Source organism: Chryseobacterium sp. PET-29, assembly GCF_025736815.1.
GTDB classification, from domain to species: domain Bacteria; phylum Bacteroidota; class Bacteroidia; order Flavobacteriales; family Weeksellaceae; genus Chryseobacterium; species Chryseobacterium nepalense.
Genome location: NZ_CP107053.1, coordinates 1,815,025 through 1,837,785, shown reverse-complemented (window position 1 = coordinate 1,837,785; position 22,761 = coordinate 1,815,025). Strand labels below are relative to the sequence as shown.

Below are 22,761 nucleotides of genomic sequence, written 5' to 3'. Positions count from 1 at the left end.
AAGCCCGCCGAAACCTTTTATTGTGTATAATAAGCCGGAAATTCTCTTATTATGGCATATATATCCCGCCATTCGAAATAATCCGGACTTGCACTGCTTACATTTTTAAAGCCCCGATCCCTGAACAGTTTTTTCGTTCTGGAAACATGAAAGTACTGGGAAACAACAATAAGGCTGTCGAAAGACATCCGCTTTGTTAGGGTTAAGGTACTCTCCACACTGGCTCTGGTATTGTTTCCGAGATTATCGACGATAATTACGGAATCGGGAACATCATGGGCTTTCAGAAACTCTTTCATTTTATCTCCTTCATAAAAGCCTTCTTTTCCCAGTCCGCCACTTACCAGAATTTGTTTTACACGTCCTGCTTTAAATAATTGCACTCCGGTTCTCAGTCGCATTTCCAGTCGTTTGGACAAAGTTCCGTCTTCATTGACCTTATTTCCTAATATAACGGCAAGATCTGCTTTTGTACCATTGTCAGAAAGTCCATCATAAACAATGAAGATTGAATGTCCGAGAAACCATGTAAGTATTATAAAAGCAAGTATTTTAAATACCTTCAATGTGTTTTTGATCATCAGTTAATATGATTATTTTATCGTTTTTTCTTTTTCAATTTCTTTAAGAATCCAGTTGAGCTGAGGATCTCTTTTATTAATGATATCGTCCATTGTTTCCCGAACGGGAACGTTGGGAACAACGCCTTTTTTTGTATGCGTAGGGGTAATATCAGGTTGTACGAAAACAAGCCCGATCGGCAGATCTATCTTTGAATTGGGCAGAGTCTGGTATGAATAAAATCCGGCTACTGTTCCGTCATTGGCACCGCCGGTTTCTTCGCCAACGAGAATAGCTCTTTTATCATTTTTAAGTTTAGAAGTAAGAATGGATGATGCTGAAAAACTGGCTCCGTTAATCAACACGAAAACTTTTCCGGTAAAAACATTTTTATCGGGTTTTGAGAGTTTGTCAGCTTTTATTTTATAGTAAAATTTCCCGTCCTTTTTGTAAGTGCTGAAAGTCTGTGCAAAGAAAAAAGCAGGGTAAGCGAGAGTTTTGAAAGTGTATTGCAAAGCATTGCTTTTCCTGAAATAATTGGTTTTTAATGGTGTTGTTGCAGAGTTTACCTCGGAAGGTTTGATCAAAATATACGGTTCGGGAGAAAGATAGGAATACAACTTGTGAATTTCTTCCAGCGAACCTCCGTAATTGTTTCTTATATCAATAATAAGATATTTTGATTCTGCATTCTTTATGTTTTCAAAAGCATTTTTATAAAACTTTCCTGAATATACTCCCGAAAAACTCTTCACCTGAATGTAAGCAATGGTACTGTCTTTACCAAGAAACCTGAAATTTCTATTGTAAGAATCATTAAAAGCAACGTAATCATTGATTTTTTTCTCATCCGTTCTTTTTTTGTTTTCTTTTTCTTTTTTTAAATCACTCTCGGTTTTTGATTCTCGTGTCAGCTGATAGTTTTTTTTCTTGCCATTATAAACCGTTTCAATAAGGGCTTTATTTTGGAAGCCTTTTTCTGCCACGTAATAATTGAAAAAGAGGTCTTTCAGAAAATACGGCTTAAAGGTAGTGTTAAATCCGTCGGTGCTGATGAGCCTTCTGTATCTGTCGATATAATAAGAGACAGGTGTATGATCAATGGCCAGGATTTCTGTGCCGGGTTTGATATTTTCAATAGAATCTTTATTTCGGATAATAAAAAGACGGTTCCCCTGAATGTAATAATCAAAGCGGCTGAACATCCCTTTTTTATTTTCCAGGTCTCTGATTTCTTTTTTACTGATCCTTTTGGACGGAATTCTCAGCGAAAGATGACCTTCACGGATATCTGAAATTACCGGCTGCAGCTTAAAATAAAACTGAAGCGGTGTAAGTGGTGAATTAATGGTCTTTTTTACACTGTCAAATTTATGATCAAATTCCTGCTGTGAAATATACAAGAAAAGCTGGGGGTGCATTTCTTTGATCTTGGAGTAAGCAAAATCCACATCCTGTTTCAGCTTTTCAGGCGGAATAGATATTTTCTGCAGTTCGTTGTGTTTCCGGACAGATCCGCAGGCTGTAATCAACAGAAGAAATAACAGGATGAAATAATTTTTCTGCACTTTTTTTATTTCAAAATTAAAATTTTAGTTATTATGTTTAGAAAAAAGGCGTACTTTTTTCATATAAATTAAAGGTTTTATTTTCTGTAACCGTCATATATGATATTGTCATCTATTAACATTTATCAAAAAAAATGATTTACATAGTTATTAGTCTTGCTGTTTTACTTGTCTTGGTGTATTTTATCATTACCGGACAAGAGGTTTTTGGTTCAGAAGCAAAAGGAGAGCGGTTGCTTAAAATGCAACGTTCCCGATATTATAAAAATAAGCAGTTCCAGAATATTTCTTATACTCCGGCGTTGGCAGAAGGTTATTCCATGCCCAAAGTAATGTTTAATTTTCTGTTTGACAAAAAAGATCCTCATCTCAAACCTTTATCAAGAATTCCCTCAATACATACAGACCTGAAAAGTCTGCCAAAAGATCAGGACGTTTTTATATGGCTTGGGCATTCCTCTTATTATATCCAGACCGACGGAATTTCTTTTCTTATTGATCCTGTGCTCAGTTCGTACGGCTCTCCTTTTAAGTTTTTCAATAAAGCATTTCCGGGGGCAGATGTTTTTAAACCTGAAGATATTCCTGCCATTGATTATCTGGTCATCACTCACGATCATTATGATCACCTTGATTATCCTACGGTAAAAGCGATTAAAAACAGAGTTGGGAAAGTTATTCTCCCTTTGGGAGTAGGAGCACATCTTGAACGATGGGGCTATGCACCGCAACAGTTGATTGAAGAAGAATGGGGAACTGAAGTTGATCTGAAAAATGAGATTAAAATCATATTTACTCCGGCCAGGCATTTTTCGGGCCGTAAGATGAGGCGAAATGCTACTTTATGGACTTCATATGTTCTGAATACGCCTACTAAAAAACTATTTCTCGGTGGCGACAGCGGCTATGATACCCATTTTAAAAAAATTGGAGAAACTTACGGGCCGTTTGATTACGCAATCATCGAAAACGGACAGTATAATGAAGCCTGGAAATATATTCATGCTTTACCGGAAGATGTTATTCAGGCGAGTATTGATGTAAAAGCCAGAAATATTATCCCCGTACATTCTTCCAAGTTTGCCCTTGCTCTGCATTCCTGGAATGAACCTTTAAAAAAAGTGACAAGCCTGGCAGAAAGTAAGAACCTTTCTGTTGTAATACCAATGATCGGTCAGCCTGTCGATCTTAATACAGCAGAACATCATTTTGAAAAATGGTGGGAATTCGAATAATTAGGTGTGCCAGATATTTTTATAGCGTGAAGGATGATTTTCAAACTGCTGCCGTACAAAATCGCATTCAGGATCTATCAGGAGATCTTTTTCTTCTGCATAGCGTACGAGTTCATCCAGTAGCATTTTAGCATATCCCTTTCCTTCATGGTTTTCGTTAAGTTTGGTGTAATATACAATTAACAGTCTGCCATCAACCTCGATAGACATATATCCGGATTTTTTACCGTCTATCAGTATCTGCAACTCATCCTCATAGGGAGATATTTCAAATTTTATATTTTCCATGATATTTATATTTTCAGTGTTAATGAAATAATTTTGAAAATTTACCCTCTTAAAATTACAAATTAAAAATGATATACGAACGGAAACAGAACTTATTCATCATCCAACTATACATTCAATTTTTTAATAACCGGTCACGAGACCGGTTATTTTTATTTTATCTATTACTGTTATTTTTATATTAAGTGTTGTTTGATTTTTATAATTTTGATGAATGGAATTTAACGAAACAATAAAAGGTTTTTACAAACGTGTAGGACTGCAATGCATTAAAACACCGGGAGTAGGTCATTTCAATGTATTTTCACGTGAGAATTGTTCTTTAATAACACCTTATAGCAGAAGAGATTATTATAAAATTTCATTGATCATAGGAAAGGGTAAATTGCATTACGCGGATAAATGGATTTACGTAGATCGCCCTGCTATATTATTTTCAAATCCTTTAATTCCTTATTCCTGGGAAGCAGAAGATAATAACCAGAAAGGATATTTCTGCCTTTTTACCGATCATTTTGTGCATGACGGGAACCGTTTGGGAAATCTTCAGGATTCCAGCCTTTTTAAAATCGGTGGAACTCCGGTTTTCTTTATTAATGAGGAACAACAGAAAACTGTTGCGGACATCTTTATAAAGATGATGACCGAAATTCAGTCGGATTATCTGCATAAATATGATATGCTTAGGGCTTATTTGCATCTGCTGATCCATGAAGCCATGAAAATACATCCCGCGGAAAATTTCGAATCTTACCAGAATGCTTCACAGAGAATAGCTTCTTTGTTCATGGAATTACTGGAAAGACAGTTTCCTATTGACAGCCCGGAAAGGTTTTTAAAGTTAAAAAGTCCTGTTGATTATGCTGAAAGCCTTTCTATTCATGTTAATTCTTTAAACCGGTCTGTAAAGGAGATTACCGGAAAAACCACCAGTCAGCAGATTGCAGCAAGGATTATTCAGGAAGCCAATGCATTGCTGAAACATACAGATTGGAACATTGCCGAAATAGCCTATGGTTTGGGATTTGAAGAACCTTCTTATTTTACCAATTATTTTAAAAGGCAGACCGGAATATCACCCAATGCAGTAAGAACTGCTGTTGTTTGATTTTTATAATTCTTTGTTTGAATTCTATATTGAATACAAAGTAGGGCTGTTATAATTTTGTACTGTAAATTTTAAATCACAGTTATCATGAAATTTAGAACATTAGGAAAAACAGGAGAACGATTGTCTGCCATTGGATTAGGATGTATGGGAATGAGCACAGCATATGGACCAACTGACGAACAACAGAGCATAGATACATTGCATAAGGCGTTGGATTCAGGTATAAACTTTTGGGATACGGCAGATATGTATGCCAATGGCGAAAATGAGAAACTGATTTCAAAAGTGTTGGTTCCAAACCGCGATAAAATTTTTATTGCTACCAAATTCGGATTTCGCTTTAAAGACGGAAAAGCCGGCCATAGTAGAGTTCCCGGAACGTATTTTGACGGTTCACCGGGGTGGATTAAAAAAGCTGTAGATCTGAGTCTTCAACGGCTGAAAATTGATGAGATCGACTTATATTATGCACACAGGATAGACCCTAATATTCCTGTTGAAGAAACTGTCGGAGCCATGGCCGACCTGGTAAAAGCGGGAAAAGTAAAATATTTAGGATTGTCTGAGGCATCTGCAGAATCTATCAGGAAAGCGCATACAATTCATCCGATCACCGCATTGCAGTCTGAATATTCTTTACTGACAAGAGATATCGAAAAAGAAATTCTTCCAACGATCAGAGAACTGGGAATTACCTTAGTACCGTATTCTCCGTTGGCCAGAGGGCTTTTTTCGAATATTAATGAAACTGCAAATTTCGGGGACGATGATTTCAGAAAATCGCTGCCTCGCTATCAGGAAGAATATCTGGAAAATAACAGAAATCTGGCGAAAGAAATCAATGAATTTGCTCAATCCAAAGGTGTTAAAGGAACGCAAATAGCTTTAGCCTGGGTTCTGAATCAAGGGGAGGACATTATTCCTATTCCGGGCACAAAACGTATCCAATATTTAGTAGAAAATATCGAAGCATCAAATATTGAACTTTCTGCATCTGACCTGCAGACGATTGATTTAATTTTAAATAAATATCCAAACGTTGGTGCACGATATAGCGAAGGCGCAATGAAATTGGTTAATAACTAAACATTACCATCAGATTTATTAATTCAAAGTCTGAGTTTTATAGAGTCTAAAAATGATTACACTTAAAGAAAAAAATAAGTTTATTGCAACGATCCTGGCATTCGCTGTCATTCCGATGTCGGGTCTTGCAACAGACATTTATCTGCCGTCCATGCCCAGTATGGCAACAGAGCTGCACCAGCCGGAAAGCAATATTCAACTGACGCTTTCCATATTTTTAATCAGTTATGGATTAACCCAGTTTTTTGCGGGAAGTATTGTAGATTCATTCGGAAGGTACAGAATTTCCATGCTGTCCCTCGGTCTGTTTGTAGTATCTTTTCTAATTACAGCAACCACCCATAATATTTTTGTAATTTATGCCATGCGAGTTCTGCAGGGAATGTTGTCGGGATTTGCTGTTGTTGCCAAAAGAGCTTTCTTTGTCGATGTCTACGAAGGAGAGAAACGGAAACATTACCTGAGCATTATGACAATTGTCTGGTCGGTAGGTCCTATTATTGCGCCTTTTATCGGAGGATATTTACAGAAAAATTTCGGATGGCAGTCCAACTTCTATGTATTGGCAGGCTACAGCTTGTTGGTTTTAATTATGGAATTTATTTTTTCAGGCGAAACATTGAAAAAAAGAAATCCGTTCCATCTGGAATTTCTCATTAAAGAATACAATACGATGTTCAAAGCTAAAGATTTCTTTTACGGAATGATTATGTGTGGACTGAGTTATTCGATGATTATGTTTTTTAATCTCTGCGGGTCTTTCATTATTGAGCATAAAATGGGCTACTCCGAAGTCGTTGCGGGCTACGTTTCGCTGATTTTGGGATTTGCCTGGATGGCAGGAGGGTTTTTAGGAAAAGCACTCATTAATAAAGCATTTTTGCCGAAAATACGGAATGCCAATTTTATTCAGCTGCTATTAATCGTTCTGATGTTTATTGCCTCGTGTTTTTCCAATAATATTTACAGTCTGGTTGCCTTTGCATTTTTGATACACGTTACTGCAGGATTTATCTTTAATAATTACTTCTCCTACTGTATCGGAAGGTTCCCGAATTCTGCCGGCATTGCAGGAGGTCTTACCGGCGGTGTTGCTTTTATCATCACCTCGGCCATCAGCTACGGGATTGTGGCGGTTATAAAACCACAGGTTCAGCTGGAAGTTGCAGAAGGATATTTCGTGTTGGGGATCCTAGGACTGTTTATTTTAAGCATGATTAAAATAAGAAAGGCACATGCGTAGGGCATCTTTTAATTTTCTACGACATCAACAATAAATCCTCTCATTACCGGGAGGATTTATTATGATTTTTTATCAATATAAACGGGCATATCCGTTTACAGGTTAATTATAATCAAAATTGGCTTAGCCAAAAAAAGCCCCTAAAAAGGAGCTTTCATTTATATTATTTTTGACAAATTAAATTCCGTCAATGATTTCATTTAAAACCGTGCTTGGTCTCATTGCAGTATACGTTTTGTACGTATCCGTTTTGTAGTATCCTCCGATATCCTGAGGTTTACCCTGAGCACCAATCAGCTCAGCGTTGATTACTTCTTCGTTCTCTTTCATAGCCTGTGCAACCGGAGCAAACTCAGCAGCAAGTTCTGTATCAGCAGTTTGGTTCGCTAATGCTTCAGCCCAATACATGGCAAGATAGAAATGAGAACCTCTGTTATCGATCTGTCCTACTTTTCTGGCAGGAGATTTATCAGTCGCTAAGAATTTAGCATTTGCTTCATCCAATGCATCCGCCAAAACCTGAGATTTTGTGTTCCCCTGAGTTTGTGCTAAATGCTCTAAAGAAGCCTGTAATGCAAGGAATTCACCTAAAGAATCCCATCTTAAATAGCCTTCTTCCACAAACTGTTCAACGTGTTTTGGTGCAGAACCTCCGGCTCCCGTTTCAAAAAGACCGCCACCGTTCATTAATGGAACGATAGAAAGCATTTTTGCAGAAGTTCCAAGCTCAAGAATAGGGAAGAGGTCAGTAAGATAATCTCTCAATACATTTCCTGAAACGGAAATCGTATCTTTTCCTTCTCTTGCTCTCTTTAAAGTTTCGGTCATCGCATCTTTTACATCCATAATTCTGATGTCAAGACCGTTGGTATCATGATCCGCTAAGTATTTTTCAACTTTTTTGATGATTTCCCTGTCGTGTGCTCTTCCTTTATCCAGCCAGAAAATAGCAGGCGTATCGGATAATCTTGATCTGTTTACGGCTAATTTTACCCAATCCTGGATAGGTGCATCTTTCGTTTGGCACATTCTGAAAATATCACCTTCTTCCACTTTTTGAGACAGAAGAACGTTTCCGTTTTCGTCCTGAACTTCAATTGTTCCTTCAGCAGAAGCCTGGAATGTTTTATCGTGAGAACCATATTCTTCCGCTTTCTGAGCCATCAGACCAACATTCGGAACAGAACCCATTGTCGTTGGATCTAATTTTCCGTGCGCTTTCATATCATCAATAACAGACTGATAGAAACCGGCATACGAACGATCCGGAATGATACAAACCGTATCTTCTTCTTTTCCGTCTTTGTTCCACATTTTTCCGCCTCCTCTTACCAAAGCCGCCATAGAAGCATCCACAATAATGTCGGAAGGAACATGGAAATTGGTAATTCCTTTGTCAGAATTTACCATGGCCACTCTTGGTCCGTTCGCCAAAGCCGCTTCAATATCAGCCTTGATTTCAGCTTCCTGCGCATTTCCTTTAATTTTATCAAAAAGATCAGCAAGACCGTTATTAGGATTAATATCTAAAGACTTAAATGTTTCAGCATATTTAGTGAATACATCCTTAAAGAAAGTTTCCACAATAGCTCCGAAAATAATAGGATCGGAGATTTTCATCATCGTAGCCTTAAGGTGTGCGGAAAGAAGTACATTTCTGTTTTTAGCCTCTTGAATTGCCTGCTGAACAAATGCTTTCAGGGCTTTAAGGTTCATTACGGATGAATCAATAACTTCTCCAGCCTGAAGATTGGCGAAATCTTTCAGCTGAGTTTCAGAACCGTCATTTCCTTTAAATACAATTTTATATTTTGTTGCATTTTCTAAAGTGGTTGAAGTTTCCGTTCCGTAGAAGTCCCCGCTTTCCATGTGAGCAACATCTGTTTTGCTGTCAGAAGCCCAGTCGCCCATTCTGTGAGGATTTGCCTTGGCATAGTTTTTAACAGCTTTAGGAGCACGTCTGTCAGAATTTCCTTCCCTTAGCACAGGATTTACAGCACTTCCGAGAACTTTTGCATACTTCGCTTTAATGGCTTTTTCTTCATCATTTTTAGGCTCAGCCGGATAATCAGGAACTGCAAAACCTTTAGCCTGCAGTTCAGCGATTGCTGCATCAAGCTGAGGTGCCGAAGCAGATATATTAGGTAATTTGATAATATTAGCGTCAGGTTGTGTAGCCAATTGACCCAGTTCAGCCAAAGCATCACCGATTTTCTGATCTTCTTTCAGAAATTCCGGGAAGTTTGCTAAAATTCTTCCTGCCAAAGAAATATCCGGTACTGCAATCTCAATGTTTGCTGATTTTGTGAAAGCTTTTACAATCGGTAAAAACGAGTGTGTAGCCAACATCGGAGCCTCATCTGTAAGGGTGTAATAGATTTTTGATTTGTCTGACATTATACTGTTATTTATTATTTGATTTTTTAAGACTCACAAATTTAGGTAAAAATTAATTTTTTAGATGATTATAAGCCAATATTTTCCACTTTAAGATTAATTTAACCTCAAACCGGATAAAAAGCACTGTTTTTTAATTAAATTTGAGGAACTAAAAAAAGAATTATGTCAACAACAATTACTTTAAAAGGAAATGAAGTGCATACGATCGGGAAATTACCGGAAATAGGCTCCACCATCAGGGATTTTGCACTGGTAGATTCAGGTTTGCAGGTGAAAACGCTTGAAAACTTCAGCGGAAAGAAAAAAGTATTCAATATTTTCCCGAGTATTGATACGCCTACGTGTGCATCATCTGCAAGAAAATTCAATGAAGAAGCTTCTGCATTGGAAGATACTGTTGTTATTAATGTTTCTAAAGATTTACCTTTTGCTTTGGGAAGATTCTGCGCTGCGGAAGGCCTGAATAATGTTGAAACCCTTTCAGACTTCAGAAGCAACTTTGGGGACGATTATGAAGTAACTATCACGGATTCTCCAATGAAAGGACTTCTGAGCCGTGCCGTAATCATTACTGATGCCGACAATAAAGTAGTGTATACAGAACAGGTTTCGGAAATCGCCGACGAACCAAATTATGAAGCCGCTTTAGCTGCATTGAAATAATTAAAGATCATATTTTAATAATTGCCTTGTGGAATTTTCGCAGGGCTTTTTTGTTTTATTTAAACACAAATTTTTCTCTAATATTCAATAATACTGTACTATTCATCAACAATATTCTTGCTGATTCATGCTTAAAAATATTGAGCTCAATCATCAAAATTTAATTCTAATAGTCCTACCTTTACATCATGAAACGTTCCGGAACAGCAGATTTACCGCTTCACTATGGCAAAGTACCGCCGTGGTTGTATGAACGCATGTCTGTTCTCGGCCTTTCCATTATTGAGGTGATTCTCGCAGATTATGGAAAAGATGAGGTGCTGAGAAGACTCGCAGATCCGTTTTGGTTTCAGAGTTTTGGTGCTGTGATGGGGATGGACTGGCATTCTTCAGGGATTACCACTTCCGTTATGGGAGCGCTGAAACGTTCCATCAACCCAAATTCCCAGACTCTCGGATTGTATATCTGCGGCGGAAAAGGAAAGTTTTCACGAGAGACTCCTTCGGAACTGATTCAAATTGCTGACAAAACAGGTTTGAACGGAAACGAACTGGTAAGAGCCAGCAAGCTTTCGGCAAAAGTAGATAATACGGCCATTCAGGATGGTTATCAGTTATACCTGCATAATTTTATCCTGGCAGATAACGGAAACTGGAGTATCGTACAGCAGGGAATGCATGAATCCGACAGTACGGCAAGAAGATATCACTGGCATTCTGAAAATATTAAGTCATTTGTAGAAGAACCACACACGGGAATTAACGGAATTTCGAGAGGTAAAATTTTAAATCTTACTGATTCCGATGCTTCGCAAAGCAGAAAAGGCATCCTGGAAATTTCCCATACCGATTCCGCAGAAATCATGAGCGATTTTGCAAGGTTAATTCTTCCCGCGCATCATGATGTACAGGCTTCCGATGTTGACTTGAAACGTCTCGGAGCACTGTTGTATATGACCCGAGAACAGCAGCCTCAAAATTTTGAAGATTTACTGATGCTGGAAGGAGTAGGGCCAAGAACGATGCAGTCGCTGGCTTTGGTGAGTGAAGTAATTCACGGGGCGCCATCAAGGTTTAATGATCCGGCAAGATTTTCATTTGCCCACGGCGGAAAAGACGGTCATCCTTTTCCTGTTCCCACTAAAGTATATGATGAAAGCATCAGTATCATCAGAAAAGGAATCGAAAAATCAAAGCTCGGTAATTCCGATAAATTAAAAACATTAAATAAACTTCACGATATTGTTGTAAAAACCGAACAGGATTTTACCCCTGATTTTGATATTCAGGAAGTGATTGAAGAAGAGAGACAGAATTCATGGCGGTTTGGCGGGAAAACGGTTTTTGGTGACGCTCAGAAGCCTTCTCCACCAAAACCGATCCAGCTTTCTCTGTTTTAACAGAATAAAAAAGCCTTATACTTTTCAGTATAAAGCTTTTGTTTGAATGTTGGATACTGATTTTTTAAATTGCTGTGGATAAGGTTAAACTTTCCCAATCTCTGGCATCTTTTGTAATCGCTTCAATCTTATTGTTCAGGAATTCCGGAGCTCCTACCCCCAACAGCAAATGTACCGGTGGATTTTCCTCTTTACTGATCTGTATTAAAACATCAGCTGCTTTTTCAGGATCATTCGGCTGATTACCGTTAATCTCATCCAAATGTGCTTTCTCTGAATTTCTTGCAGCTTCATAGGCTTCAATAGAATTTTCAGGCGTTTTTACCGAATCTTTTGTCAGGAAGTCCGTACGGAAATAAGCAGGATAAACAACCGTTGCGTGAATTCCGAAATCTCTCGCTTCTTCGGCCAGAGCCTCTGTAAAACCGGCTACCGCAAATTTGGTGGAACAGTAAACTCCCCAGCCCGGAAAACCTCCGTAATATCCTCCAACAGATGAAATGTTGAAAATATTCCCGGATTTTTGTCCTCTGAGATAAGGCATTGCATTCCTGATCACATTCAGTGTTCCGAAAACATTAACGTCAAAATTTGCTCTTGCCTCAGCATCGCTTAATTCTTCCAGGGTACCCAATTGTCCGTATCCTGCATTGTTAACGATCACATCAATATTGCCAAAATGTCCTACCGTTTTATCCAAAGCAGATTTTACATCATTGTTATCCGTAATATTCATACTCAACGGGAGAAAAGTTTCGGAAACTTCTCCGAATGCATCTGTTAAAGATGTTACCGTACGGCTTGTTGCAGCTACTTTATAGCCATCAGATAATAATTTTTTCACCAGTTCAAACCCAAGACCTTTAGACGCTCCGGTCACGAACCATACTTTTTTTGTTTCCATTTTTAATATTTTTTATTGTTTTAAATGATGGTACAAAGGTGATAAGAAGATGGTTTTTAAAAGTAGCCTGATCCACGAATGATGTATCCAAATCGTGAATGATTCAATAATCCGCATTTTTATTATAATAGTGATACAGTTTGGAATTGAAAGTATGAGGTTAAAGCTAAGGTAAACAATCCGGCTTCCACCTCCAGCTTCATCCATAATATAATTTAGGCTTCAAGTCTCTCTTTTAATTATTATTGAAAATCTACCACGGACTGATTCCGGTTTCATCTTCAATATCATTACTGAAATATTGTCCGGTCGGCCCATTTTCATCCGTTATTGTATGTTTAATAATGAACGAAGCTGCGCTTTCGACAGAACCGGGACCGCTGTGGCCATTAAAATCGGTTGCTGTATAACCCGGATCAATTACATTAACCTTGAATGGAAGTTCTCTCAGCTCATAAGCTAAGGCAATAGTATATGCATTAAGAGCCGATTTGGAAGGGCCATACGCGGCGGTTTTTATGTGATAATATTTCCATTCAGGATCAGTATGTAAAGTAAGTGAGCCTAATCCGGAAGTAATATTGCTGATTCTTGGGCTGTCTGATTTTTTAAGCAAATCTAAAAATGCCTGGGTAACATTGATTACACCAAAAAAATTCGTATCAAAAACTTCCCGGATGTCATTAACGGATGTTTCGGCAGCGGTCTGGGGATTTACGCCCAAAATTCCTGCATTGTTGATCAGAATATCCAGTTTTCCCTGTTCGTTTTCAACCACGTTCTTTGCTTTGGCTATTGATTCAGGATTGGTAACATCGATTTCAATTGCTTTGATATTCTGAAATCCCTGCTCTATTAATCCTTTTACAGTTTCTTCTCCTTTTGCGAGATTTCTGCTTCCTAAATACACAAATAGTCCTTTTTCTGAAAGTTGTTTTGCGGTTTCAAGGCCAATACTTCTGTTGGCGCCTGTAATTAATACTGTTTTCATTTTTTATATTTTAACTGATGTAAAATTCCGATAATAAAACAGGATGACATTTGCCATTTGGCAAAAAGAGAAAAAATGATAAAACTTAAATAACACTTGGTGTTTTAAGCGCATACATACCCTCACTTAGAAGGATGTCATAAATTCTTTGAATTTTTGACGGGTGGTTTAAGAAAACTCTTTAACACCTTAATAATTAATTTTCCAGATTACAAATTTACAAAGTGATATTCTTCCTGATCCTGCTTAGAGAAGACTGGGTCACCCCAAGATAAGAAGCCACATAAGAAAGCGGAATTCTGTTGACTGCCGTAGGATAGATTTCCAGAAACTTCAGGTAACGGGTAGTCGCATCTTCTGTCACGAGTGGGCTTCTTCTTTCCACCTTCTGCATCAAAGCTCTGGAAATGATTTTATGAACGATGGCATCAAAACCTACGATGGTCTGCAGGAGTTCCATCCAGTCTTTTCTTTCAAAAACAACAAGCTTACAGTCTGTTACGGCCTGGACATAGGAGCTTGAACAAATCTGATTGTCAAAACTTTCAAGATCCACCACCAGATTATTTTCTTCGATAAAATATTTGGTAATTTCCTCGCTTTTATTGTTATAATAACATACCCGTAAAATGCCGTCAATGATAAATCCCACCTGTTTTGAAATTTTCCCTGCTTCAGAAAAATATTCTTCTTTGGGCAGACTGATCTCTGTTGCTTTTGCTGCAATAAAATCCATCTGTTGTTGGTTGAGATTCCCGAATCTGAGGATAAAGTCAAATAATTCTTTCATGGATGCAAGATAAGGAAAGAGAATATAGTGGCATTTGCCATTTGGCAAATAAAAAATCGGTTGTTATAGAATTAAACATCTTTTATAAAGTCCTCATATTCATAATAAAATCTTTCAAAGGCATCCATTTTATCAACAAAAAACTGAAAAGTTTCCTGCCATGTATTTTTATTGAAAATAGAAACGCCATGCTTTTCAATCCAGATCCTGCTGATGACTTTTCCGTTTTCCAGCGTGTAAAATTCTTCTTTATGAAAATCGCCGATAAAATCTTTCAGAATATCTTCCAGCGACCATATTTTATTATAATAGGCATCCCTGAAAACTTCATCTTTCATTTCGATATCAAGAGAGACCTCCGCCTTTTTATTATCTGCGTAAAACTTGAACGACATATCCTTAATCTTGGTATCGTATAAAATCCACTTTCTCGGGAAAGATTTTCCAAAGGCCGTCCAAAACTCTTTTTTTAGCTGTTGTGCTTCCTGTTTGCTGAACATATAGCAAAAGTAGCTATTTTGACCTTAATAGAATAAAGTAAGAAGTGAAAGTCCCTGAAAATATTCTTTACGGGACTTTGATTGATTGATGGAGCAGTATTAATTTCGCTCAGTTCTTCCTGCTGCTTCTGGCGTGACAGGGGTGAAAAAATTAACAAGATTTCCGTCAGGATCACGAAATAAAAGTGATTTATTTCCCCAAGGCATTATTGTTGGTTTCTGTACGATGCTTCCCTGAAGATAAGCAGATAATCTTTCATAATCTTGATCAACATCATCTACCTTAAATTCAATGATAATGCTGCGGTTTTGTCCCGGTTGAGCTATATCATTACCGCCAAAAAACTGTAATGTTTTTGTACTTCCGATGGCTAATGTCGTTGTTGATGTCCGTAATTCAACAAAATCAGGAGTATATCGTACAACGGACAATCCTGTGATATCTTCATAAAACTTGATTAATCGTTCTATTTCTGCAGTAATAATGCGGATTGATGATAAATTCATTTTTTAATATTTAATTATATGCCAAAATTAATCCGACCTTGTGACAACTGGATGTCAGCAGTATTTAGCCTAATCAAATAAAATTAATTAGTTCTGCAAAATACATGTGGTTTATATCCGGATCTTTCAACTTATCAGGTTATTAATGCATTTAAAACTATTTTCTTATTTTTGTAGTAATGCTGTCTAAAAAATCCCAATATGCGTTTAAAGCGCTGTCGTACCTTGTAGAAAAAAGAAACGACGGGCCTATTCTTATTTCCGAAATTGCAGATCATAAGAAGATCCCTTTGAAGTTTCTTGAAAATATCCTGCTCGAATTGAAAAAAGCCGGCATCCTTGATAGTAAAAAAGGAAAAGGAGGAGGCTATTTTTTTAAAGAGAATCCTGAAAATGTAAAGCTTGCTAAAATTATCCGCCTTGTCAACGGGCCAATTGCCCTGCTTCCCTGTGTAAGCCTGAATTTTTACGAGAAATGTGAAGACTGTACGGAAGATCACTGTGGCCTGCATGATGTGCTGATTGAAGTGAGAGATGCTTCACTTAACATTCTCGAAAGAAAAACTTTAATGGATCTTGTCGACTGACCCGATCCTTTTTTTTGAATTATTAGTCTACTTTTTTGGTGGGATAATAATTTTATTAGATATTTGCATTACTTCAAATGAATAAATTATGATTTCAAAAGAAGATGCAGAAACACTCAAACAGCTTTCAGCAGAGGAGGGATTGAAATTTATTTCTTTACGATTTCCGGAAACAGCTGTTTTTTCAACATCACTTGGTCAGGAAGATCAGGTTATCACCGATATTATTTTCAGAAATGAACTTCCGATAAAGGTTTTTACACTGGATACAGGCAGGCTTTTTTATGAACACTATGAATTGCTTTCAAAAAACAACTCGAGGTACAAAATAAAAACGCAAGTCTATTTCCCGGAACCTTCGGATGTGGAAAAATATGTGAATGAAAAAGGGATCAATGCGTTTTATCATTCTGTAGAAAACAGAAAAGAATGTTGTTTTATAAGAAAGGTTAAACCTTTAAATCGTGCTCTTGAAAATGCAGAAATCTGGATCACAGGTCTGCGTTCGGAACAGTCGGAAAACCGGGAGAATATGCCGGTTATCGAATGGGATGAAGAGCGGAAACTTTGTAAATACAATCCGCTAATTGACTGGAATTACCAGCAGGTTCTCGTTTATCTGCAACAGAATAAGGTTCAGGAGCTGCCTTTGCATAAAAAAGGATTCATCAGTGTCGGCTGTGAGCCATGCACGAGAGCTGTTGTTGAAGGAGAAAATCCGCGTGCAGGACGCTGGTGGTGGGAAAATTCACAAAAAGAATGCGGTCTTCATTCGCATTAATTCAAATATTACTTTCAAAATGAATACATATAAACTAGACTACCTGGAACAGCTGGAGGCTGAAAGTATTTATATCATGCGGGAAATTGCCGCACAGTTTGAAAAACCGGCTTTGCTTTTTAGCGGCGGAAAAGATTCCATCACATTGGTTCATCTGGCCAGGAAAGCTTTTGCACCCATGAAAATCCCTTTTCCGTTGGTTCATATCGATACAGGGCACAATTTCCCGGAAGCTTTGCAGTTCAGGGATTATCTTGCAGAAACGATCGGTGCAGAACTGATCGTACGCAGAGTGGAAGATACCATTAAAGCTAAAAAATTAGCCGAGCCTAAAGGAAAATTTGCCTCTCGAAACTGGCTGCAGACCCATACTTTACTCGATACCATTGAAGAATTCGGGTTTGATGCATGTATCGGAGGAGCAAGAAGAGACGAAGAAAAAGCAAGAGCAAAAGAACGTTTTTTCTCTGTTCGGGATGAATTCGGGCAATGGGATCCGAAACTGCAGCGTCCTGAACTCTGGAATATTTACAACGGAAGAATCAGTAAAGGTGAGAATGTGAGGGTTTTCCCGATTTCCAACTGGACCGAACTGGATGTATGGAATTATATCAAGAGAGAAAATATTCAGCTTCCATCCATTTATTTTGCGCATGATCGTGATGTGATTGAACACGAGGGGCAGCTGATTGCCGTTTCGGATTTTATCCGGATTGATGAGCACGATATGATTGTCAATAAAAAAGTCAGGTACCGAACAGTAGGAGACATGACCTGCACGGCAGCCGTAGAAAGCTATGCGGAAACTCTTGATGAGGTTGTGAACGAAATCACGGCTTCCAGAATTTCAGAACGCGGTGAAACCAGAATCGACGATAAAGTGACGGAAGCTGCCATGGAAGACAGGAAAAAGGGCGGATATTTTTAATAAGCAATGCCAATTGTGCTTCAAATTTGTTTTTAAATTTAATATAATTTCTAACACGAATGATAGGTAATGTAATTTGATGAGCTCAGAAATTACTTATTACCTATTACTCATTATTAATAAACTAAACATGGACATATTACGATTTATCACTGCAGGAAGCGTGGATGACGGTAAAAGTACCCTCATCGGAAGGCTTCTTTATGACAGTAAAAATATATTGGTCGACCAGCTGGAAGCACTGGAAAAACAATCAAAAAATAAGAATGAAAACGGAATAGATCTTGCGATTTTGACAGACGGATTACGGGCTGAAAGAGAGCAGGGAATCACTATTGATGTGGCTTACCGCTATTTTTCGACGCCCAAAAGAAAATTTATTATTGCCGATGCTCCCGGACATATTCAGTACACCAGAAATATGATTACCGGAGCTTCAAACTCACAATTGATTGTTATTCTTATCGATGCAAGGCAAGGGGTCATCGAGCAGACTAAAAGGCATTCTATTATTGCTTCATTGCTGAAAATCAAGAATGTAGCGGTTGCTATCAATAAAATGGATCTTGTTGATTATTCGCAAAGAGTTTTTAATGATATTAAAAACCAATATGAAGAAGTAGCTGCAAAATTAGGACTTGAAAATGTGAGTTATTTTCCTATTTCAGCATTTTATGGCGACAATATTGTTACTCAATCAGAAAATATGAGCTGGTATGATGGTTCTTCACTGCTTGAGTTTCTGGAAACCGTTCAGGTACACAATAGTGATGAATTTGAAAGTCCAAGATTCCAGGTTCAGTATGTGATCCGCCCACAAACCGATGCGCTTCATGATTATAGAGGTTATGCCGGAGAAATAATTTCAGGAGTCTATAAAAAGGGTGATGAAGTTACGGTACTTCCGCAAAATATCAAGTCAAAAATATCAGCAATTGAAACCGGCGGAAAACCAGTTGATGCCGTTTTTGCCGGACAGCCTGCCGTTATTCACATTGAAGATGATATTGATATCAGCCGCGGTGATTTCCTCGTTAAACCGGACAGCCTTCCAAAAACGGAAAATGAAATTGAAGCGGTTGTCTGCTGGTTGGATAAAAAGGAATTAACAGAGGGGAGTAAGTATTTTATTCAACATAAAAGTAAACTTCTGAAGACCCTTGTAAAAGAAATTGAATATAAAATTGACGTCAATACGTTAGAAAAGATACCGGTTACGGAAAATATCAGGCTTAATGAAGTGGTAAAAGTCCGATTGAAAACGGCTTCGCCTCTTGTCTTCGATAGTTTTGAGGAAAGCCAAAATACAGGAAATGCCATCCTGATCGACGAAACAAGCAATTCTACAGTTGGCGCTGTCATGATCTTGTAATGTAAATACATACTTGTTTTATCAACATAAAATAAACAGAAATGATCATCTCCAGGAAAGTTCAGTTCAGGCTTAATGTATTTTTTGTAACGGCCGCTGTGTTGTCTCTTACTGTTTTCACCATGTTCGAACTCGGATATCTGGATGAGCTTTTCACGATCCTTGCTAAAGATAACTATATTTTTTACTGGATGCTGCTGGTGGGGGTTTTAGCTGAAATTGTAGCCGGATCCATGGGAATGGGCTATGGCGTAATCTGTACTACCACCCTGTTGTTTTTGGGTATTCCGCCGCATGCGGTAAGTGCAAGTATTCACTCTGCAGAAAGTTTTACCACTGCGGCAGGAAGCATTAGTCATATAAGGCTGAAAAATGTGAGTAAAAATCTGGTGAAAAGGCTTGCGGTTCCGGCTGTGATCGGTGCTGTGATCGGTGCCGTTTCATTGACATATCTTGGCGAATATTATTCAAAAATAACCAAAACGGTTATCTCTTTTTATACACTGTATCTGGGAATTCGGATTTTCTCAAATGCCTTTAAGAAAAAACAGGATAAAAAATTAAAAAGAAAAACAAATCTTACGAGACTTGGTTTAGCAGGAGGATTTATAGATTCTTTCGCCGGCGGAGGATGGGGACCTTTGGTAACAGGAACGTTAATCAAAAATTCCTTCACGCCAAGGTTTGCAGTGGGAAGTTCTACGGTTGCCAAGTTTATTTTAACGCTTACTGCAGCCATTACGTTTATGCTTACATTGGGCATTCAGCACTGGAATATCATTCTCGGACTTTTGATCGGCGGGATCTTTACCGCACCTTTTTCTGCGATGCTTACGGCGAAACTTCCTGTAAAAAGCATGTTTGTGGTTATTGGGCTTCTCGTAATCATTATGAGTTCCATAACGATTTATAAATCTGTTTTTTAGTATAAAAAGCCTCTGTGTTGAAAAATAACGGTAATAAAAAATATTTTTGATTTGAAAATATTTTACTTTTACATCATTAAAAAAATACTATGAACATACATGTTGTTGCCGTTTTTAAATTCAATGAAAACTATTTAATGGAAGCTGTTGAGCTTTTTCAGACGCTGGTAAGAGAAACCCGAAAAGAAGAAGGCTGCCTTCAATATGACCTCATAGAAGATAAAAACAATAAAGGAACATTCTTTATGGTGGAATTATGGGAAACCGAAGACCACCTGAACCGCCACAGCGGACAGGATCATCTGCTCAATTTCAGAAAAGACGTATCTAAAATGCTGGAAAGTTCTACTGAAGTGTATAAAGGTTTTAAAACACTTTAAAAAAATAAGAATCAATTCCGTGAAATCTAAAAGGCTGTCCACTATGCGGGCAGCCTTTTATTATAGAAAAAATAGAAAGTATTATTTTGAAAGTGAATTGTGAATCGTTAATTTTAAAATTCTCAATTGATATTCACAATTGCCTATTTCACGATCAGCTTTTTCGTTTCCGTTTGTCCGCCGAACGTTATCTTCACAAGATAATGTCCTGAAGATAGGTGGGAAAGATTCAGATCCTGTTTGTAAAAACCTTCCTGGTTGGTCAGTTCAGCAGAATACACTTTTTTGCCTGATAGATCATACACTTCCACATTCCCTTTGTTGCTGAGCTTTTCTTTAACATCAAATAAAATAGTTACTTGTTTATCTGCCGTTGTCGGGTTAGGATAAATTCCGAAAGAAGCTTTTTTACCGGCAATATCGGTTGTCCCTAAAACAGAAGTGATATTTTTATACTTAAAATACATATTTCCGGTCTGTGAACCTTCATTTGATGTGAAATACATTCTATAGTATTCAGATCCCTGTTTGATATAATACACCACATCATTGTATACGCCCATCGTCGGTTTCCACGAATGGCCGATTGCTGTAATATTGTTTGAAAATGCAGCAGATGAAGGAAGAATAGTGGTGGTGGTTGCCTGTGTTTCCGGCTGTACTTTCGCTACGCTAATATTAGAATTCTGAATCACACCGGACATCCTGTACTTCATGGTAGCGGGCTGGCCTGTATTTGGATCGATGTATGGATAATCGGTCCAGTACCTGGTGAACATAAAGTCCCAATTAGTCTTTGATGGCTCAAGATTGGTCACCTTATCTCCGGTTGCAAAAGAGAAATAATTAAAATAAGCATCGTCAGTTCCGTTGGCAATGGTTTTTGAAACCGTAGTATCCCACGAGGAAGTGGTGGCATTCCATTTGGCATATTTAAAAGTATACCCTCCGAAATAGTCGTCAATCATAAATTTATAATAAGTATTGCTCGAAACATACTTCAGTATAAAAATTACTTTTCCTTCAATATGATGATTTCCCGGATTATATTCACCCCAGCCGTAAGTAGCCGTTCCCTGTTCAAAAGCGCCTTCCTGGATAGATGTTGTATTGTCAAGATTATATAATGGTGATCCATATGAAGAAACAACGTTTGTGGTAATGGAATTCCAGTCGTTCGGATTAGCGGAGGCCTGATAGACTTCTATATTTTGTGCATCATTGATTCTTGTCCCGAAATTCATGCTCGAATTTCTGAAAAACGCAATATCCCAGGTATTGGCAGGCTGGGATTGTATAGTATTGGAACTAAGATCGAAAAATACACGGTTCTGGTAACTGGCACCCATAGACATATTTACTGTAGTATATCCGTTGGCATCAACCTGTGAAAGAACAGTCTGCTGTACCCCTAATGCGAACATTGAAGCGAAAAGTAGTTTTGTTTTCATAATATCAGATGTAAATTATTATTTAGAATTATTCTACAAAAATATATTATTTATTTTTATTTGTTCTAAATAAAATATGATTTTTATCGTGTTTTAAATTTAAATTTTAATCATTTAAAGAAAATAATGAACTTCAGCCTACTCTTAAAACATAAAAAAAGACCGATCTATGAAATCATAAATCAGTCTCCCGCTGTAAGGCTGTCTAATTAATCTTATTTCTTTATAAACTTGGATTTTACTGCAGAACCTTCTGTAGTTTCAATAATGATATAATATACTCCTGCCTGCAATGTACTGATATCGAAAGATCTTCCGGCTAATTTGCCGCCCGCCACTTTTTGTCCGGATGCAGAATAAATACTGATGTTTTCCGGATCTTTTTTAGTGATAAACTGTAACACAGTATTTTCTGCATTCACTGCAAATCTTACAGATTCCTGAGATTTGATATGATCGGAAACAGCAAGATTTGAAGCAGTGTTATATACTACATTATCAATCTGTACTGCCACGTGCGTTGCCGAAGGGGTAAAGCGGAATACAATATACTGTGAAGAAGAAGCCGGAATGGTAAGGCTGATATTCTGAACGGCTCCGATTGTTGATACAGTGATTGGATTTCCAACGGCAACAAAGGTAGACATATCCGCAGGATTCGAAGCCAGTCCGATCTGTATCGTTCCCGGACCTGGCGACGGAGAAACCAGAGTAGTCTGGAAAGATAATGTTTTGTCGCCTGCAGGAGCTGTAATTTGAGGAGAAATGAGGTAAGACGGTGCAGAACCGTTGTTTCCGGCATAAGACTGTACGAACTTATTAGCAGAATTATTATTGTCTATAGCAACGATCATTCTGGGAGATACCGGTGGGAATTCCTGGGTTGGAGAAGCCGTTATGGCCGACCAGCCGCCTTGTGGGAAAGTAGTGTTCCCTGCGGTAAAGCCGTCAAAGTTTTCATTAAGTGTTGCTACCTGCGCATGTGCAGCCATTGTTGTAAAAAGTAAAGTTCCTAAAAGTAGTCTTAGTTTCATAACATTATTTTTATTTAGAATTATTCCACAAAATTATAATATTTATTTTTAACTA

23 protein-coding genes are annotated in these 22,761 nt (G+C 37.8%); 12 read left to right on the top strand and 11 right to left on the bottom strand.

Features of this window, described 5'->3' with window-relative positions; translation table 11 throughout:
- Positions 1-17: 17 nt before the first annotated feature.
- Positions 18-581, bottom strand: coding sequence for a YdcF family protein (locus ODE14_RS08070; protein WP_263603666.1), 564 nt, complete (start codon positions 579-581; stop codon positions 18-20).
- Positions 582-593: 12 nt separating this feature from the next.
- Positions 594-2,129, bottom strand: a complete 1,536-nt coding sequence (locus ODE14_RS08065) for a S41 family peptidase (RefSeq protein WP_263603665.1) — start codon at positions 2,127-2,129, stop codon at positions 594-596.
- Between the two features lie 134 nt (positions 2,130-2,263).
- Between ODE14_RS08065 and ODE14_RS08060 the strand changes: the two genes are divergently transcribed.
- Positions 2,264-3,364, top strand: coding sequence for an MBL fold metallo-hydrolase (locus ODE14_RS08060; protein ID WP_263603664.1), 1,101 nt, complete (start codon positions 2,264-2,266; stop codon positions 3,362-3,364).
- On the opposite strand, the gene ODE14_RS08055 is transcribed toward ODE14_RS08060, so the two are convergent.
- Positions 3,365-3,652 (bottom strand): GNAT family N-acetyltransferase, encoded by a 288-nt coding sequence (locus ODE14_RS08055; RefSeq protein WP_248392189.1) that lies wholly within the window; start codon positions 3,650-3,652, stop codon positions 3,365-3,367.
- 214 nt (positions 3,653-3,866) lie between these two features.
- On the opposite strand from ODE14_RS08055, the gene ODE14_RS08050 reads away from it, so the two are divergent.
- From ODE14_RS08050 to ODE14_RS08040, 3 genes are all read left to right on the top strand, one after another.
- On the top strand, positions 3,867-4,760 hold the full coding sequence (locus ODE14_RS08050; RefSeq protein ID WP_248392191.1) for a helix-turn-helix domain-containing protein: 894 nt from the start codon (positions 3,867-3,869) through the stop codon (positions 4,758-4,760).
- Between the two features lie 87 nt (positions 4,761-4,847).
- Complete coding sequence (locus tag ODE14_RS08045; protein ID WP_263603663.1) at positions 4,848-5,849, top strand: aldo/keto reductase; 1,002 nt, start codon at positions 4,848-4,850, stop codon at positions 5,847-5,849.
- 52 nt (positions 5,850-5,901) lie between these two features.
- Complete coding sequence (locus ODE14_RS08040) at positions 5,902-7,092, top strand: MFS transporter (RefSeq protein WP_263603662.1); 1,191 nt, start codon at positions 5,902-5,904, stop codon at positions 7,090-7,092.
- Between the two features lie 177 nt (positions 7,093-7,269).
- Here the strand turns inward: ODE14_RS08040 and ODE14_RS08035 are convergent, their stop codons facing one another.
- Entirely contained in the window at positions 7,270-9,489 is a 2,220-nt protein-coding gene (locus ODE14_RS08035) for an NADP-dependent isocitrate dehydrogenase (protein ID WP_263603661.1), read from the bottom strand.
- A gap of 165 nt (positions 9,490-9,654) precedes the next feature.
- Here ODE14_RS08035 and tpx point away from each other — a divergent pair, with 165 nt between their 5' ends.
- Both tpx and ODE14_RS08025 read left to right on the top strand, forming a co-directional pair.
- Positions 9,655-10,155, top strand: a complete 501-nt coding sequence (gene tpx / locus ODE14_RS08030; RefSeq protein ID WP_263603660.1) for a thiol peroxidase — start codon at positions 9,655-9,657, stop codon at positions 10,153-10,155.
- A 188-nt stretch (positions 10,156-10,343) separates the two neighbouring features.
- Positions 10,344-11,555 (top strand): DUF763 domain-containing protein, encoded by a 1,212-nt coding sequence (locus tag ODE14_RS08025; RefSeq protein WP_263603659.1) that lies wholly within the window; start codon positions 10,344-10,346, stop codon positions 11,553-11,555.
- 64 nt (positions 11,556-11,619) lie between these two features.
- On the opposite strand, the gene ODE14_RS08020 is transcribed toward ODE14_RS08025, so the two are convergent.
- The 5 genes from ODE14_RS08020 to ODE14_RS08000 form a co-directional block, all read right to left on the bottom strand.
- Positions 11,620-12,459, bottom strand: a complete 840-nt coding sequence (locus tag ODE14_RS08020) for an SDR family NAD(P)-dependent oxidoreductase (RefSeq protein WP_263603658.1) — start codon at positions 12,457-12,459, stop codon at positions 11,620-11,622.
- Between the two features lie 253 nt (positions 12,460-12,712).
- Positions 12,713-13,450, bottom strand: coding sequence for an SDR family oxidoreductase (locus ODE14_RS08015; protein WP_263603657.1), 738 nt, complete (start codon positions 13,448-13,450; stop codon positions 12,713-12,715).
- 217 nt (positions 13,451-13,667) lie between these two features.
- Complete coding sequence (locus tag ODE14_RS08010) at positions 13,668-14,240, bottom strand: Crp/Fnr family transcriptional regulator (protein ID WP_263603656.1); 573 nt, start codon at positions 14,238-14,240, stop codon at positions 13,668-13,670.
- A gap of 71 nt (positions 14,241-14,311) precedes the next feature.
- Positions 14,312-14,740: a DUF4268 domain-containing protein gene (locus ODE14_RS08005; protein ID WP_248392215.1), complete on the bottom strand. Its 429-nt coding sequence runs from the start codon at positions 14,738-14,740 to the stop codon at positions 14,312-14,314.
- Between the two features lie 99 nt (positions 14,741-14,839).
- Positions 14,840-15,247 (bottom strand): VOC family protein, encoded by a 408-nt coding sequence (locus ODE14_RS08000; RefSeq protein WP_263603655.1) that lies wholly within the window; start codon positions 15,245-15,247, stop codon positions 14,840-14,842.
- A 179-nt stretch (positions 15,248-15,426) separates the two neighbouring features.
- Between ODE14_RS08000 and ODE14_RS07995 the strand changes: the two genes are divergently transcribed.
- The 6 genes from ODE14_RS07995 to ODE14_RS07970 all read left to right on the top strand — a co-directional run bounded on the left by ODE14_RS07995 (position 15,427) and on the right by ODE14_RS07970 (position 20,221).
- The gene (locus ODE14_RS07995) at positions 15,427-15,834 is read left to right on the top strand and encodes an RrF2 family transcriptional regulator (protein ID WP_029294220.1); all 408 of its coding nucleotides are present in this window, start codon (positions 15,427-15,429) and stop codon (positions 15,832-15,834) included.
- Between the two features lie 88 nt (positions 15,835-15,922).
- Positions 15,923-16,615: a phosphoadenylyl-sulfate reductase gene (locus tag ODE14_RS07990; RefSeq protein WP_263603654.1), complete on the top strand. Its 693-nt coding sequence runs from the start codon at positions 15,923-15,925 to the stop codon at positions 16,613-16,615.
- A gap of 7 nt (positions 16,616-16,622) precedes the next feature.
- Positions 16,623-17,543 (top strand): sulfate adenylyltransferase subunit CysD, encoded by a 921-nt coding sequence (gene cysD / locus ODE14_RS07985; protein ID WP_263603827.1) that lies wholly within the window; start codon positions 16,623-16,625, stop codon positions 17,541-17,543.
- A gap of 130 nt (positions 17,544-17,673) precedes the next feature.
- Positions 17,674-18,915 carry a sulfate adenylyltransferase subunit 1 gene (locus ODE14_RS07980; RefSeq protein ID WP_263603653.1) on the top strand — a complete coding sequence of 414 codons (1,242 nt, stop codon included), beginning with the start codon at positions 17,674-17,676 and terminating at the stop codon, positions 18,913-18,915.
- Between the two features lie 41 nt (positions 18,916-18,956).
- A complete protein-coding gene (locus tag ODE14_RS07975; RefSeq protein WP_263603652.1) occupies positions 18,957-19,841 on the top strand; it encodes a sulfite exporter TauE/SafE family protein in 885 nt (294 codons plus the stop codon).
- Between the two features lie 89 nt (positions 19,842-19,930).
- Complete coding sequence (locus tag ODE14_RS07970; protein WP_248392239.1) at positions 19,931-20,221, top strand: putative quinol monooxygenase; 291 nt, start codon at positions 19,931-19,933, stop codon at positions 20,219-20,221.
- Positions 20,222-20,364: 143 nt separating this feature from the next.
- On the opposite strand, the gene ODE14_RS07965 is transcribed toward ODE14_RS07970, so the two are convergent.
- Positions 20,365-21,672, bottom strand: coding sequence for a T9SS type A sorting domain-containing protein (locus ODE14_RS07965; RefSeq protein ID WP_263603651.1), 1,308 nt, complete (start codon positions 21,670-21,672; stop codon positions 20,365-20,367).
- 215 nt (positions 21,673-21,887) lie between these two features.
- Entirely contained in the window at positions 21,888-22,706 is an 819-nt protein-coding gene (locus ODE14_RS07960; RefSeq protein WP_263603650.1) for a T9SS-dependent choice-of-anchor J family protein, read from the bottom strand.
- Positions 22,707-22,761 lie beyond the last annotated feature (55 nt).